Below are 13,338 nucleotides of genomic sequence, written 5' to 3' on the forward strand. Positions count from 1 at the left end.
GCGAGTATCCATCAACTCACCAGGGACGAGAGCGCCGCGAGTCGCGAGGCAAGATCCTCGAGGCGAAGATCGGCAGCCGCGCCGGGCGAGACACGCAGCTCCAGGCTTGCTTCCGGAGTGCGTCCAGCGCCGGCTGAAGCGGCCGATTCCGCAGCGGCGCGGTAGGCGTCACGGAACGGCACGCCGGCCGCGGCCTGCTCGATCGCCACGTCGGTGGCGTACATCGACGGCTCGATCGCGGCGCGCATGGCAGGTTCGTTCCATTCGAACCTGGCGAGCAGGTCGGGGACCAGTTCCAGCGCGCCCAGGCCGTGGCGCACGCCGTGGAACAGCGAGCCCTTGGAGAACTGCAGGTCGCGCTGGTAGCCGGACGGCAGCGACAGCAACTGCTCGATCTCGGTGCGCGCGGCGGCGACGCTGGCGTAGCTGGCGCGCAGCAGTTCGATCACGTCGGGGTTGCGCTTGTTCGGCATGATCGAGCTGCCGGTGGTGTACTCGTCCGGCAGCTTGACGAAATTGAATTCAGCGGTGGTGAACAGCGACAGGTCCCACGCCATCCGACGCAGGTCGAGCAGCGCGCTGGCGATCGCCTCGAGCACGGCCATCTCGAATTTTCCGCGCGACAACTGCGCGTAGATCGGGCTGATCTGCATCCGGGCGAAGCCGAGCGCCGCGGTGGTGTGCTCGCGATCCAGCTTCAGGTTCACGCCGTAACCGGCGGCGGTGCCCAGTGGATTGGCGTCGATCAGCGCCAGCGTCTGGCGTGCACGCAGCGCGTTGTCGATGAAGCCTTCGGCGAAGCCGGCGAACCACATCGCGGTGGAGGAAACCACCGCGCGCTGCAGGTGGGTGTAGCCGGGCAGCGGAACCGACTCGCCTGCCGCCCGCTCGAGACAGACGGTGGCGATCGCGCGGCAATGCGTTTCCAGCGCAACGAGCTTGTCCTTCAGCCACAACCGCGTGGCCACCAGGATCTGGTCGTTGCGGCTGCGTCCGGTGTGCACGCGACGGCCGGCATCGCCGAGGCGTTCGGTGAGTCGCGCCTCGATCGCCGAATGGCCGTCCTCATAACGCTCGTCCAGCACGAAGGCGCCGCTGGTGAAGTCATCAGCCAGCGCATCCAGTTCGCGCTTCAGCGCGCCCGCTTCATCGGCACTGACCACGCCGATGTTGGCGAGGCCTTCCACGTGCGCCTTGCTGGCCGTGATGTCATGCAGGAAGAACTCGCGATCGAGCAGCACATCGTCGCCGGCGAGGAACTGCATGATCTTCGCGTCAATCCGGATGCCGGTTTTTTGCCAGAGTGGTTGGGTCATGGGAGCCAGGAGTGAGTTGAGAGGAGTGAGGAGCGGGAGAGATCGGGAGCGGAGGGGCGGGAGCGCTGGGAGCGTGAGCTCTTCTCTCGCTCCTCTCTGCTCTTCCCTCACTCCTGCTCCACTGGAATGGCGGTGTATTCGTCCACGCCGATGGCGCGATTGATGTTCTGCATGGCCTGGGTGGCGGCACCTTTCAAGAGGTTGTCCAGGGTGGCGACCACCACTACCCGCTTGCCGTCCGCGGACATCGCGAAGCCGCCGATTTCGGCGTGGTGGCGATGGGCGATGCGGCTGACCCAGGGCGCTTCATCGGAAACTGTCACCAGCTTCTCGCCCTCATAGGCGGCACGGAAGCGCTGCAGGACATCCTCGCGCTTCAGTTGGCGCGTGAGGTAGAGGTTGCTGGTGACGGTAAGCCCACGGAAGTGCGGTGCCACGTGCGGCATGAACTCCACCGGGATGCCGAGCCGGAACGAGGCTTCCTTCTCGTGCATGTGGCCAGTGAGTGCGTACGGCATCAGGTTGTCGCGCAGCTTGTCCGGGTCGTTCTTGTCCGATGGCGTGGTGCCGGCGCCGGAGTAGCCCGACACGCCGAAGCACACCGGCGGTGCGCCGAGCAGATCCTTCAGCGGGGCGATCGACAGCTGCATCGCGGTGGCGTAGCAACCCGGATTGCTGATCCGCCGCTCGCCGCGCCATTGCCCGCGAGTCAGCTCGGGCAGGCCGTAGTACCAGGCCGGATCGAAGCGGTAGTCGGCCGACAGGTCGAGAATCAGCGGATCGACACCGGCCGCGTCGAACGCCGCCACGCAGGCGCCGGCCTTGCCGTTGGGCAGGGCGAGAATCACCACGTCCGCGCCAAGCTTGGGCAGGTCCTCATGCGCCGGCGCGCTGTAGCGCAGTTCACCGCGGTACTCGGGCACGTGCGCGTCGACGCGCTGGCCATCCAGTTCGCGCGAGGAGACGAAGGCCAGCTCCAGCGCCGGGTGCGCCGCGATCATGCGGATCAGCTCGGTGCCGGTGTGGCCGCGTGCGCCGACGATGCCGATGGTTTTCTTGTCGTTTGTCATTCGTTCATTCCTGCCGTGTTTTTGCCCCTCCCCCTGCATGCAGGGGGAGGCTGGGAGGGGGTGAAGCTTCTGGCTTCAGAGCAAAGAGCACCCCACCCCAGCCCTCCCCTGCATCGCAGGGGAGGGCGTTTGTTGCGTTCAATCTGTCAGTGTCGGGGTGCGCTGCGCGCAATGCGCCACGCAGCGGGCAATCGTGTCGAAACCGTCGATGCCGTACCAGAACACCTTCCAGCTGGGCTGCTTGATGCAACCATCCGACTCGGCGTAGTAGAAAGGGTTGACCGGGTTGCCGTGGCGCGAACGCCAGAACAGCCGCGGATTTTCCTCGCGCATCACTTGCCATACCGCACGGCCCAGGCCTTCGCCCTGGGCGTCGTCGAGTACGGCGAACTTGTCCAGGTACGGCAGATCGTCTTCCATGGTGAGGATCATCGCGGCGCGATAGTTCTCGCTGACGTAGACGCGGAATGGCCTGGTGCGCTCGAAATAGTCCGCCACCAGGGTGCGACCGAAGCTCGATTCGATCAAGCTGCGCATGCGCTCCCGGTCGATGCCCCGCCACGAATCGAAGCGCAGCACCTTCTCGCCACGCCGCACCAGGGTGCCCGAACCCTTGTGGGTGAACAGCTCCTTGGCCAGCTCCGACGGACGGGTGATCGACACCGACGAGGTCAGCGGCAGGTCGGCCAGCAGGTCGGCAATCTGCTCGATCTTCAGGCGCATGCCGCCGTTGATCCATGGCTGCGCCATCAGGTGCTCGAACTCGGTACTGAGGTTGATCGAATTGATCAGCTTGCCGTTCTCGTCAAGCAGGCCGCCGGTGCCGGTGAGAAAGATGATCTTGTACGGCTGCAGCACGCGCACCAGCTCGTTGGCAGCGAAATCGGCATTGATGTTGAGGATCTGCCCCTCGTCGGTCTCGCCCAGGCTGGCGATCACCGGGATCGAACCGGCGCGCAGACTTGCCTCGATCGGCGCCAGATTGATGCTGCGCACCTTGCCGACGAGGCCGTAGGTATCGCGGTCCAGATAGTCGGCCATGAACACGCCGGTGCCTACCGAGGTGGCGCGCGTATCCATCGACTGCAGCGCCTCGACCAGCCTCAGGTTCTGCTGCTGGAAAACCCGGCGCAAGATGCCGAGCGCCTTGGCCGAGGTGACGCGCAGGCCAGCGATGGTCTGCTTCTCGATGCCGGCGGCGGCCAGCTCTTCGTCCAGTTGCGGGCCGGCCCCATGCAGCACGATCGGGGTCAGCCCTACCTGCTGCAGGAAGGTCAGCGACGAGGCGAGGTCGACCAGTTCGTCGCGCAGCACCGCGCCGCCGACCTTGACCACGGCAAAACGCTTGGCATCCAGCTCGGAGAAACGCTTGAGGTATTGCTGGATTTCCTTGGTGCTGCCCATGCTCGAGAGCAGGCGCACGATGGTCTTGCGGGTGTGGGTATGGGTAGTCATGCGCTTTTGCTGGCAACGATGCGGTGAATGGTTTCTGCGTAATGCTGCAGTTGGTCCAGCGCGACCCACTCGTCGGCGCTGTGCGCCTGTGCGATGTCGCCGGGGCCGTAGACGAAAGCGGTGTAGCCGGCGGCGGAGAACAGCGCCGCCTCGGTCCAGAAGTCCACCGCGTTGCCGACCGGGATGCCCAGCTCGTCGGCAAGATCGCGGGCCACCAGCCGGTTCGCCTCGGCATTCGCCGTGTCGCCTGCCGGCAACGACGCGCCGCGGAAAGTTTCCGTGAACTCCACCGGCGGCGGCTCCACCAGGGTGCGGAACTGCGTCAGCAGGCGGTTCGGATCCATCGTCGGCAGCGGCCGCATGCCGAAGCGCACTTCGGCACTCGGTGCGATCATGTTCGCCTTGATGCCGCCTTCGACGCGGCCGATGTTGAAGCGCAGGCCGGTCAGCCCGCCGAAGCGCTCGTGCGACTGTGCCGCGACGAAATCGAGCGCGCTGCTGCCCCAGCGCATCGCCTGGTGCAGCGCGCTGTCGCTGGGCTTCTGTTCGCCGGAGGCATGCCCGGCGTGGCCGGCAAAGCGCATCAGCACCGACTGGATGCCGCGATGCGCCAGCACCGCTTCGCCCCTGGTAGGCTCCGCCACAATCACCGCCTCGTAAGCGTGTGGCTCGCGCAAAAAACCAGCGATGCAGCGCGCATCGTTGGCTTCCTCATCGGTGGTGAACAGCAACGCGAGCGGACCATCGCTCGCATTTGCTGCTGCCAGCAAGGCGGCCGCAGCTCCCTTGATGTCGCAGGCGCCAAGGCCGATTGCATGCTCGGCCGTGACCCGCAAGGCGTGCGGATCAGCCGTCCAAGCCGGCGAATCCGGCACGGTATCCAGATGCACGTTGAACAGGTATTTCGGCTCGCCGCGCACTGCGTGCAAAGCCACCGCGCCGGCACCGAAGTCGGTCACCGTCACGGCAAAGCCGGGCAGCTGCGCGCGCAGATAATCGAAGATGCCACCGGTATCGATCAGGCGTGGCGGGTTGCGCGTATCAAAGGCGACCAGCGCCGTCAGATGTCTCAACGTGGCATCAAGCAGCGCGCTCATCCGCGATTGACCTCGGCCCACAACGTGCTGCTCATGCCGAACAGCTTGATGAAGCCCTCGGCTTCCTCCACGCCCCAGTCGGCGGACTGCGCGTAGGTGGCGCCCTTGGCGTTGAGGATGTGCTTCGACTCCACCGCCACCGCGCCGACGCTGCCGCCGTTCGTCTCCAGCGTCACCATGCCGTTGACGGTGGACTGACTGGATGCCAGGAACGCTTCCAGGTCGGTCTTCAGCGGATCGTGGAAGAATCCCTCGTAGACCAGCTCCACCCACTTGCGCGCGACGTCCGGCTTGAAGCGGTTCTGCTGCTTGCTGAGCACGGCCTCTTCCAGCGCGCGGTGCGCGGTGAGCAACGCGGTCAGGCCCGGCGCCTCGAAGATGATGCGGCCCTTCAGGCCAATCGTGGTGTCGCCGGTGTACAGGCCGCGGCCCACGCCGTACTGCGCAAACAGGCCGTTGAGCTTGGCCAGCATGGTGTGCCCGGCGATCGCCTCGCCGTCCAGCGTCACCGCTTCGCCGTTGACGAAGCCGATCTTCACCTGCAGCGGTCTGGACGGCCATTCGGCGCGCGGCTTGCACCAGCCCACTGCGCCGGCACCGGGCGCCTGCCACTGGTCGATCTCGCCGCCGGACATGGTCAGGCCGAGCAGGTTCTCGTTGATGGTATAGGCCTGCTGCTTGGCGCGCACGCCGAAGCCGCGGTCTTCCAGGTACTTCTGCTCGTAGGCGCGCGTCTGCGTGTGTTCCTTCTGGATCTCGCGGATCGGCGCCACGATCTGGTAGTCGCCCAGCGCCTTCACCGCCAGGTCGAAGCGCACCTGGTCGTTGCCCATGCCGGTGCAGCCATGCGCGATCGCCTGCGTGCCGAGTTCGGCGGCGCGCTTCAGCGCGGCTTCGACGATCAGGTAGCGGTCGGACACCAGCAGCGGGTACTGGCCCTGGTAGCCCTCGCCCGCCCACACGAACGGCTTGACGAAGCCCGCCCAGATCGCCGGGCCGCCATCCACGGTGACGTGGCTGGCCACGCCCAGCTCCTGCGCGCGCCCTTCGATGAAAGCGCGCTCCGCGGCATCCACGCCGCCGGTGTCGGCGAACACGGTATGCACGGCCCAGCCGCGCTCCTGCAGATAGGGCACGCAGAAACTGGTGTCGAGGCCGCCGGAGAAGGCGAGGACGATGTCTTTGCTCATGGCTTGCGGATCCTGGAAAGAAGGGTGGTCAGGCGGTTTCGACGACGACGCGCGGCTCGCAGCGCACCGGGAAATTCACGGAATTGGCGATGAAGCAGGCATGATGCGCCGCCTCGTGCGCGGCCTCGGCCTTGGCCGGGTCGCTGGCGGCAGTGATGGTCACCGTGGGGCGCAGCACCACTTCGACGAAGCGGCCGCCGTCGCCTTCGGTGGCCATCGTGCCTTCGGCAGCATCGCTATACGCCGTCACCACCACGCCGGCCACGGTGGCCATGTGCAGATACGACAGCATGTGGCAGGTCGACAAGGCGGTGACCAGCATGTCCTCGGGGTTGTGCTTCGTGGCATCGCCGCGGAAGGTGGGGTCGGAGGAACCAGCGATCGACGGCTTGCCGTCGATGCGGATCACGTGGTCGCGGCTGTAGTTGCGGTAACCGTCCGTGCCGCTGCCGAGGTTGCCGGTCCACTCCACCGCGACGCGATAGTGATGCTGATGGTTCACGGTTTCGATTCCCCTTGTTGGGACATCCATGCGGCCAGTTCCGCGTCGCCATCGCCGTCGCGCTCGCGCAGCCTGGCGATCACGCCCGCGCGGTTGCGCGCGGGATGGTTCTGGCTCAGCTTGAACTTGCCCTCGATGCGATCGATCGAGACTTCCAGGCCGACGATCGCGCGCAGCGACTTTTCGATGTGGTCGTCCGGTGCGTCGCTGATCTTCCAGGGCTGCGGCTGGCCCGCTTCATGGCGATCGGTCAGGGTTTCCAGCAGGCGACGCATCCATGTCGCATCGTCGATCACGCGCAGCCGGCCGTGCACGTGCACCACCGCGTAGTTCCAGGTCGGCACCTCGCGCCCGGTCTCGTGCTTGCTCGGGTACCAGTTCGGGCTGATGTAGCCGTCCGGCCCCTGGAACACCAGCAGCACTTCGGCCCCGTCCAGTCGCGCCAGTTCGTTGCCGCGGGCGACATGGCCGTGCAGCACTTCGCCGACGAGTTCGAACGGCAGGTGATTGGCCGTCAACCCGTCGGCCGCGCAGGTCACCAGCGTGGCGAACGGATACGCGCGGATCAGCTCATGCAGGGCTTCAACGCGGTTTTCCACGAAATGCTTCGGCGTGTACATGACGGCTCAGCCCTGCCCGATCAATGCCGCCATCACCGCCTTCTGCACATGCAGGCGGTTCTCGGCCTCGTCGATGGCGATGCAGGCGGGCGAATCCATCACCGCGTCGGTGGCCTTGATGTTGCGGCGCAGCGGCAAACAGTGGCTGAACAGGCCTTGGTTGGTCAGCGCCATCTTCGCCTCGTCGACGATGAAGTGCTTGCTGGCCTCGCGCACCGGCTTCTCCTCTTCCCAGCGGCCGAAGAACGGCAGCGCGCCCCAGCTTTTGGCATAAACCACGTCGGCGCCGGCGTAGGCTTCCTCGATGTCGTGGCTGACCTTCAGCGAGCCGCCATTCTGCTCGGCATTCAGACGGCCAAACGCCATGTAGCGCTCGTCCAGCACGTAATCGGGCGTGGGGCACAGCAAGGTCACGTCCATGCCCAGCTTGGTCGCGATCAGCAGCGCGGAATTCGCCACTGCGGTGTTCAGCGGCTTTGGGTGATAAGTCCAGGTCAGCACGTACTTCTTGTTCTGCAGGTCGCCCAGGTGCTCCTTCAGCGCCAGCGCGTGGGCCAGTTCCTGGCAGGGGTGGGTGATCGTCTCCATGTTGATCACCGGCACCGTGGCGTACTGGGCGAACGCCTTGATGACCTTGTCCTCGCGATCCACCGCCCAGTCCTGGAATTTCGGGAACGCACGAACGGCGATCAGGTCGACGTAGCGGCTGAGCACCCGCGCCACCTCGGCGATGTGCTCCTCGGTATCGCCGTCCATCACGCTGCCAACCTCGAACTCGATCGGCCATGCATCCTTGCCCGGCGCCAGCACGATCGCGTGGCCACCCAACTGGAACGCGCCCAGCTCGAAGCTGGTGCGGGTGCGCATCGAGGGATTGAAGAACAGCAGCGCGATCGACTTGCCGGCGAGCTGTTGGCTGTTTTGTCGAGGAGTCCCGCCAGGGATGGCGGGTTCCTGCGCATGGAGGCGCAGTTCCCGCTTGAATGCGGCGGCCTGCTCCAACAGCACGTCGATCTCGGCGCGGCTGTAATCCTGGGTGGTGATGAAGTGCCGTAGAGCCATGATTTACTCCCATCCAAAACACAAAAAACCCGGCGCAATGGCCGGGTTTCGTCGTCGATGCACCTTCAAACGCGTGCGACTGCCTACCCGGCCGAGTATCGATACAACGGTCGGCGCGCACGCGACGTCATGCCAGCGGCTGCGCGGGCGCTGGTCAGTACGGTGGCGGTATAGACGGCTGCAGACATGAGGATTCCGGGTAACTGTCAGGCATCATGCCGACAATTTCGCTGCCATGCAACAAGAAAATGGTGGCCCAAAAAGCAACGCCACCCGGCAGGGCGGCGTTGCTCGTGCGAGGTCAATCCGCGGGATCGACCCGTACCCGGACCCGCAGGCGCTCACCGGGGTCGTAGCTCAGACGCGAGGTATACACCTCACCGCGATAGCGGTACTCCACGTCGTAGCCGATGATCCGGCGCTGTTCACTGATTGAGCTGACCTCGCGGCACTGGGTCTGGGTGTCTTCGTAGTCCCGGCCACGACTGGCGCGGTTGCCGACGGCGCCGCCGGCCACGGCGCCAACGACCGTCGCCGCCTTGCGCCCGTCACCCTTGCCTACGGTGTTGCCCAGCACGCCACCGATCACGGCGCCCAGCACCGTTCCGGCCGTGCTGTTGCCGCCTTCGTGGCGAACCACCGGCTGGTCGTAGCATTCCTGCCGCGGCACTTCGGTGCGGGTGACGCCCTGCACCGGGTCTGCTCGCAGCACATCGGCCCAGCCATAGTGGGCGTTGTCGTCATTGCTGGGGTTGGCGTAACGCACATCCTGTGCAAAAGCGCCGCCTGCCATCAAGGCAAGCACCAGCGCGGAAATCCACAGCTTGGTCATCACGACCTCCCGGTTACTGAAACATCACTCGCGCAGATGCGCGTACTGGCAGCCATTGCAGCAAATTCACGCTGAATACACCCTTAGAATCGGGCAAATGACGGCCGGCGCGACTCAACCGCTTACACCTTGTTAAGATGCCGGGCTGGTCGCGCCACTGCCCGCACGGCCCATGCCGCGGATTCCACCCATGCCGATATCGCTCTACAACAGCCTGACTCGCCACAGCGAGCCATTCGTACCGCTCGATCCCCGGCGGGTGACGATGTATCTGTGCGGACCGACGGTCTACAACTACGTGCATATCGGCAACGCGCGCGGGCCGGTGGTGTTCGACGTGCTGGTGCGGCTGCTGCGACGGCATTACCCGCAGGTGCTGTATGCCCGCAACATCACCGACGTGGACGACAAGATCAACGCCGCTGCGCAGCAGCAGGGTGTGCCGATCGAGGCGATCACCGACCGCTTCGCCCAGGCCTACCGCGACGACATGGCCGGGCTCGGCGTGGCGCCGCCGGACATCGAGCCCCATGCCACCACGCATATCGCGCAGATCATCACGATGATCGAGCGTCTGATCGAAGGTGGTCATGCCTACGTCGCCGAGGGTCACGTGCTGTTCGATGTCGGCTCGTTTGCCGCCTACGGCGCGTTGTCCAGTCGCGACCCGGATGAGCTGATCGCCGGCGCGCGGGTGGAAGTGGCACCCTACAAGCGCAATGCGGGCGACTTCGTGCTGTGGAAACCCTCCACGCCGGAGCTGCCGGGCTGGCCCAGCCCATGGGGCCGCGGTCGCCCGGGCTGGCATATCGAGTGCTCGGCGATGAGCGCCGCGCACCTGGGCGAAACCATCGACATCCATGCCGGCGGCGTCGACCTGCTGTTTCCCCACCACGAGAACGAGGTCGCCCAGTCCACCTGCGCCCACGGCGGCAAGGTGTTCGCGCGCTGGTGGATGCACAACGGCATGCTCACCTTCGACGGCCGCAAGATGTCCAAATCGCTGGGCAATGTCCTGCTGGTGCACGAACTGTTGAAGCTGCATCCGGCCGAAGCCTTGCGCCTGCGCCTGCTGAGCGGTCACTACCGGCAGCCGCTGGACTGGTCCGACGCGGCCATCGCCCAGGCTACCAGCACGCTCGATGGCTGGTATCGCGTGTTGCGCGACCTGGCAGCGGTCGAACTGCCGTCCGCGGACTTGCCGGTTCCAGCGGGCATCGAAGCCGCCCTGTGCGACGACCTCAACACGCCGCAGGCACTGGCCGAGTTGTCGGTACTGGCCGATGCCGCGCGCCAGTCCGGCAGCGCCGAAGCCAAGGCCGCGCTGCTGGGCGGCGGCGCCCTGCTCGGCCTGCTGCAGCAGGCCCCGGAAGCCTGGTTCAGGCGCGGCGACAAGGCGATCGACGAGGCGCGCATCGAGGACCTGCTGGAGCAGCGTCGAGCCGCGCGGGCCGCACGCGACTTCGCGCGGGCCGATGCGATCCGCGATGAGCTTGCCGCGCTGGGCATCGCGATCGAGGATGGCGCCCAGGGCACCCGCTGGAGCATCGTCAAGGCATGAGCCAGGTGCAAAAGCGGACTGGTTCGTTTCATTTCTCGCCGCCGTGCGCGCGATAATGTCGCCATGAATGCCACCGCCAGCAGCAGCGCCGAACAGGCGCAACAGCAGATCGCCGAGGAATTCGCTTTTTTCGGCGACTGGACCGAGCGTTATCAGTACCTGATCGACCTCGGCAAGCAGTTGCCGGACTTTCCCGAGGCGCACAAGAGCGACGACTACCGCGTGCATGGCTGCCAGTCGATGGTCTGGCTGGTGCCCGGCGGGGATGCCTCCAACATGCACTTCGAGGCGGCCAGCGACTCGGCCATCGTGTCCGGCCTGCTCGCCCTGGTGTTGCGGGTCTACTCCGACCGCCCGGCCGCCGAAATTCTGGTCACGGAGCCGACCTTCATCGGCACCATCGGCCTTGCAAAGCACCTGTCGCCCACGCGATCGAATGGCCTGGCCGCAACGCTGGCGAAACTGAAAGGCTATGCCGCGCAGGCACTGGCCTGAGCGCGCCCGCACCGATGCGTTGAAAGACAAAGCCCCGCACGAGGCGGGGCTTTGCTTGAAAAATCCGGCTTGGATGCCGGCTTGATCTTTGCGCTCACGCAGGAGCGCAAAAGAACCGCACTCAGTCGCCCATCTGCTTCTGCAGGTGCTCGCGACGCTCCTGCGCATCCAGCGACAAGGTGGCGATCGGCCGGGCATCGAGACGATCGACGCCGATCTCCTCGTCGGTTTCTTCACAGAAACCGTAGCTGCCTTCCTCGATCCGGCGCAGTGCCTTGTCGATCTTGGAGATCAACTTGCGGTAGCGATCGCGCGTGCGCAATTCCAGTGAGTTTTCGGTCTCGCGGGTAGCACGTTCGGCTTCGTCACCGACGTCACGCACTTCGTCGCGCAGGTTGTCCATGGTCTGTCGCGACTCCTCGACAAGCTGGTCGCGCCAGTCGCGCAGCTTGTTGCGGAAGTACGCCAGATGCATCGGATTCATGTACTCCTCGTTCGGCGAGGGGCGGTAACCCTTGGGCAAACTGATGTTGCTGGTGGAGGGAAGCGCGTATCGCCCGTCTTCTTGGGTGATCCCGTTATCGAGTTTTTTTGCAGCAAGTTTATTCATTGACGACGACGTTTTCTGTTTCTTGGAGGAAGAGGCATGGTGCGCGGCAGTTTCTGCGCGCGGAGTCACCATGGCGGTTGCACTCGCCACCTTGCCCTTGAACAGGGTGCTGGCGGGTGCAGGGGATACATGCTTGGCAGCCGCCACCGGCGCGGCTGCCTTGACCGGCGCTTTTGCGGCGGGGGCTGGCTTGACCACTTTTGCTGCGGGCTTGGCCGCCGCTGTCAGCGCCGGCTTGGCGGCCGGCTTCGCCGCAACGGGCTGTTTGACGATCGCCTTGGCCGGCTTCGCTGCCGATGTTGCGGCAGCGCTGCGGGTCTTCGCGACAGCAGGCTTGACACTCTTGGCGGCGGCCTTGCTGGTGACGGGCTTCTTCGGTGCGGGTTTCTTCGCAACGACCTTGGTGGCTGGCGCCTTCTTCACGGCAGATTTCTTGGCAACGACTTTCTTCGCCACCGGTGCCTTGGCCGGACCGGCTTTCTTCGCAGGCGACTTGGCGGCGGACTTGCTGGCCACCGGCTTGGGCGCGACTTTCTTCGCGGCCGGCTTGCTGGCGGGTTTGCCCGCTGCCTTGGGCTTGGCCTTGGCGACGGTTTTCGGTGCTGCCTTGGCTGATGTCTTGCTCGCGTTTTTCACGGTCGCTCCCTTGCCTGCCACTGTCGTCGACTTGCCTGCCTTGCTTCCAGACGAAGCCTTGCCTTTCTGCGCCTTGGCGGCGGTCGAACTACGCGTCGTTTTCGCCATATCCCTTCACCGTTTGTGGCCGTGGCGGCCGGGTGTTATAGCCCATGCGTGCTGCACCAGCAAGCCTGTATCTGGGATACTTGTACCATTACCCGATGCAAGCCGCTGCAGCACCGTGAATATCCCAACCCGATTCATACTGTGGTTGCTGCGTTTGTACAAGCGCTGGCTCAGTCCGCTGCTCGGCCCGCACTGCCGCTTCCACCCCAGCTGTTCCGATTATGCACGGATTGCAGTCACCCGCTTCGGGCCCTGGCGCGGCAGTCTGCTGACCGGCTGGCGCCTGCTGCGCTGCCAGCCCCTGTGCGAAGGCGGTGAGGATCCGGTGCCCGATCATTTCCGTTACCCGCGCTGTCGCTGCAAGCAGGACACCCACGGCCACGACCTTCACTGACCGAAGTCACCGTGATGTACCCGCTCGCCCGGTGAAGTCACCAGGCAGGCGGCAGTCCGCCGCCTGGCGACGACTGCCGGCACAGCCACAGCAAGCCCGCCAGGTTGATCACCACCATGACCCCGAAGGTCAGCCGGAAACTACCCTTGCGGGATTTGTGCCGCAGATGTTTCTGCGCTATCCATGCACCCGGCCGGCCGCGCGGCAGGGCAAGCAGTTGCAAAGTGGATTCGTGGGTTCGCCAACTTCCCTGGGCGGCGGGCTGCTCGTCATGTGTGCAGGAAGATGCGCTGTCCGGTGGCGGGGCTACCACCAAGCCCTGGCCACGCGAGTCATGCCACTCCACGACCGCGCCTTGTTGCCGCATGGAATCCCCGAATGCCCGCTACC

The 13,338-nt window shown here is 65.4% G+C and carries 14 protein-coding genes; 3 read left to right on the top strand and 11 right to left on the bottom strand.

What is annotated here, in order from left to right; all coding sequences use genetic code 11:
• Positions 1 to 11: 11 nt before the first annotated feature.
• From argH to ACQGNJ_RS11480, 9 genes are all read right to left on the bottom strand, one after another.
• Positions 12 to 1,316, bottom strand: coding sequence for an argininosuccinate lyase (gene argH, locus ACQGNJ_RS11440; RefSeq protein WP_426689372.1), 1,305 nt, complete (start codon positions 1,314 to 1,316; stop codon positions 12 to 14).
• 107 nt (positions 1,317 to 1,423) lie between these two features.
• Positions 1,424 to 2,386, bottom strand: coding sequence for an N-acetyl-gamma-glutamyl-phosphate reductase (argC, locus tag ACQGNJ_RS11445; protein ID WP_426689373.1), 963 nt, complete (start codon positions 2,384 to 2,386; stop codon positions 1,424 to 1,426).
• Between the two features lie 138 nt (positions 2,387 to 2,524).
• Positions 2,525 to 3,841, bottom strand: coding sequence for an acetylglutamate kinase (locus tag ACQGNJ_RS11450; protein ID WP_426689374.1), 1,317 nt, complete (start codon positions 3,839 to 3,841; stop codon positions 2,525 to 2,527).
• Positions 3,838 to 4,938 carry an acetylornithine deacetylase gene (locus tag ACQGNJ_RS11455; protein ID WP_426689375.1) on the bottom strand — a complete coding sequence of 367 codons (1,101 nt, stop codon included), beginning with the start codon at positions 4,936 to 4,938 and terminating at the stop codon, positions 3,838 to 3,840. The genes ACQGNJ_RS11450 and ACQGNJ_RS11455 overlap by 4 nt, the downstream gene beginning before the upstream one ends.
• Positions 4,935 to 6,128 (bottom strand): argininosuccinate synthase, encoded by a 1,194-nt coding sequence (locus ACQGNJ_RS11460; RefSeq protein WP_426689376.1) that lies wholly within the window; start codon positions 6,126 to 6,128, stop codon positions 4,935 to 4,937. The genes ACQGNJ_RS11455 and ACQGNJ_RS11460 overlap by 4 nt, the downstream gene beginning before the upstream one ends.
• A 28-nt stretch (positions 6,129 to 6,156) precedes the next feature.
• Positions 6,157 to 6,630: an OsmC family protein gene (locus ACQGNJ_RS11465; protein ID WP_426689377.1), complete on the bottom strand. Its 474-nt coding sequence runs from the start codon at positions 6,628 to 6,630 to the stop codon at positions 6,157 to 6,159.
• A complete protein-coding gene (locus ACQGNJ_RS11470) occupies positions 6,627 to 7,250 on the bottom strand; it encodes an FMN-binding negative transcriptional regulator (RefSeq protein WP_426689378.1) in 624 nt (207 codons plus the stop codon). The genes ACQGNJ_RS11465 and ACQGNJ_RS11470 overlap by 4 nt, the downstream gene beginning before the upstream one ends.
• A gap of 6 nt (positions 7,251 to 7,256) precedes the next feature.
• Positions 7,257 to 8,312 carry an N-acetylornithine carbamoyltransferase gene (locus tag ACQGNJ_RS11475; protein ID WP_426689379.1) on the bottom strand — a complete coding sequence of 352 codons (1,056 nt, stop codon included), beginning with the start codon at positions 8,310 to 8,312 and terminating at the stop codon, positions 7,257 to 7,259.
• Between the two features lie 301 nt (positions 8,313 to 8,613).
• On the bottom strand, positions 8,614 to 9,144 hold the full coding sequence (locus ACQGNJ_RS11480) for a glycine zipper 2TM domain-containing protein (RefSeq protein WP_426689380.1): 531 nt from the start codon (positions 9,142 to 9,144) through the stop codon (positions 8,614 to 8,616).
• A gap of 190 nt (positions 9,145 to 9,334) precedes the next feature.
• On the opposite strand from ACQGNJ_RS11480, the gene cysS reads away from it, so the two are divergent.
• Positions 9,335 to 10,705, top strand: coding sequence for a cysteine--tRNA ligase (gene cysS / locus ACQGNJ_RS11485; protein ID WP_426689381.1), 1,371 nt, complete (start codon positions 9,335 to 9,337; stop codon positions 10,703 to 10,705).
• Between the two features lie 63 nt (positions 10,706 to 10,768).
• Positions 10,769 to 11,200 carry a SufE family protein gene (locus ACQGNJ_RS11490; RefSeq protein WP_426689382.1) on the top strand — a complete coding sequence of 144 codons (432 nt, stop codon included), beginning with the start codon at positions 10,769 to 10,771 and terminating at the stop codon, positions 11,198 to 11,200.
• A gap of 121 nt (positions 11,201 to 11,321) precedes the next feature.
• Here ACQGNJ_RS11490 and dksA read toward each other — a convergent pair whose 3' ends face one another.
• The gene (gene dksA / locus ACQGNJ_RS11495; RefSeq protein WP_426689383.1) at positions 11,322 to 12,326 is read right to left on the bottom strand and encodes an RNA polymerase-binding protein DksA; all 1,005 of its coding nucleotides are present in this window, start codon (positions 12,324 to 12,326) and stop codon (positions 11,322 to 11,324) included.
• Between dksA and yidD the strand changes: the two genes are divergently transcribed.
• Positions 12,244 to 12,948: a membrane protein insertion efficiency factor YidD gene (gene yidD / locus ACQGNJ_RS11500; protein ID WP_426689384.1), complete on the top strand. Its 705-nt coding sequence runs from the start codon at positions 12,244 to 12,246 to the stop codon at positions 12,946 to 12,948. The genes dksA and yidD overlap by 83 nt on opposite strands.
• A 37-nt stretch (positions 12,949 to 12,985) precedes the next feature.
• On the opposite strand, the gene ACQGNJ_RS11505 is transcribed toward yidD, so the two are convergent.
• Positions 12,986 to 13,315: a DUF1294 domain-containing protein gene (locus ACQGNJ_RS11505; protein WP_426689385.1), complete on the bottom strand. Its 330-nt coding sequence runs from the start codon at positions 13,313 to 13,315 to the stop codon at positions 12,986 to 12,988.
• Positions 13,316 to 13,338 lie beyond the last annotated feature (23 nt).

The organism is Rhodanobacter ginsengiterrae (assembly GCF_050026815.1).
Taxonomy (GTDB): Bacteria; Pseudomonadota; Gammaproteobacteria; order Xanthomonadales; family Rhodanobacteraceae; genus Rhodanobacter; species Rhodanobacter ginsengiterrae.

Coding starts and splice junctions, on each gene's coding strand:
- argH (WP_426689372.1), bottom strand. CDS start 1,316: ATGACCCAACCACTCTGGCAAAAAACCGGCATCCGGATTGACGCGAAG.
- argC (WP_426689373.1), bottom strand. CDS start 2,386: ATGACAAACGACAAGAAAACCATCGGCATCGTCGGCGCACGCGGCCAC.
- ACQGNJ_RS11450 (WP_426689374.1), bottom strand. CDS start 3,841: ATGACTACCCATACCCACACCCGCAAGACCATCGTGCGCCTGCTCTCG.
- ACQGNJ_RS11455 (WP_426689375.1), bottom strand. CDS start 4,938: ATGAGCGCGCTGCTTGATGCCACGTTGAGACATCTGACGGCGCTGGTC.
- ACQGNJ_RS11460 (WP_426689376.1), bottom strand. CDS start 6,128: ATGAGCAAAGACATCGTCCTCGCCTTCTCCGGCGGCCTCGACACCAGT.
- ACQGNJ_RS11470 (WP_426689378.1), bottom strand. CDS start 7,250: ATGTACACGCCGAAGCATTTCGTGGAAAACCGCGTTGAAGCCCTGCAT.
- ACQGNJ_RS11475 (WP_426689379.1), bottom strand. CDS start 8,312: ATGGCTCTACGGCACTTCATCACCACCCAGGATTACAGCCGCGCCGAG.
- ACQGNJ_RS11480 (WP_426689380.1), bottom strand. CDS start 9,144: ATGACCAAGCTGTGGATTTCCGCGCTGGTGCTTGCCTTGATGGCAGGC.
- cysS (WP_426689381.1), top strand. CDS start 9,335: ATGCCGATATCGCTCTACAACAGCCTGACTCGCCACAGCGAGCCATTC.
- ACQGNJ_RS11490 (WP_426689382.1), top strand. CDS start 10,769: ATGAATGCCACCGCCAGCAGCAGCGCCGAACAGGCGCAACAGCAGATC.
- ACQGNJ_RS11505 (WP_426689385.1), bottom strand. CDS start 13,315: ATGCGGCAACAAGGCGCGGTCGTGGAGTGGCATGACTCGCGTGGCCAG.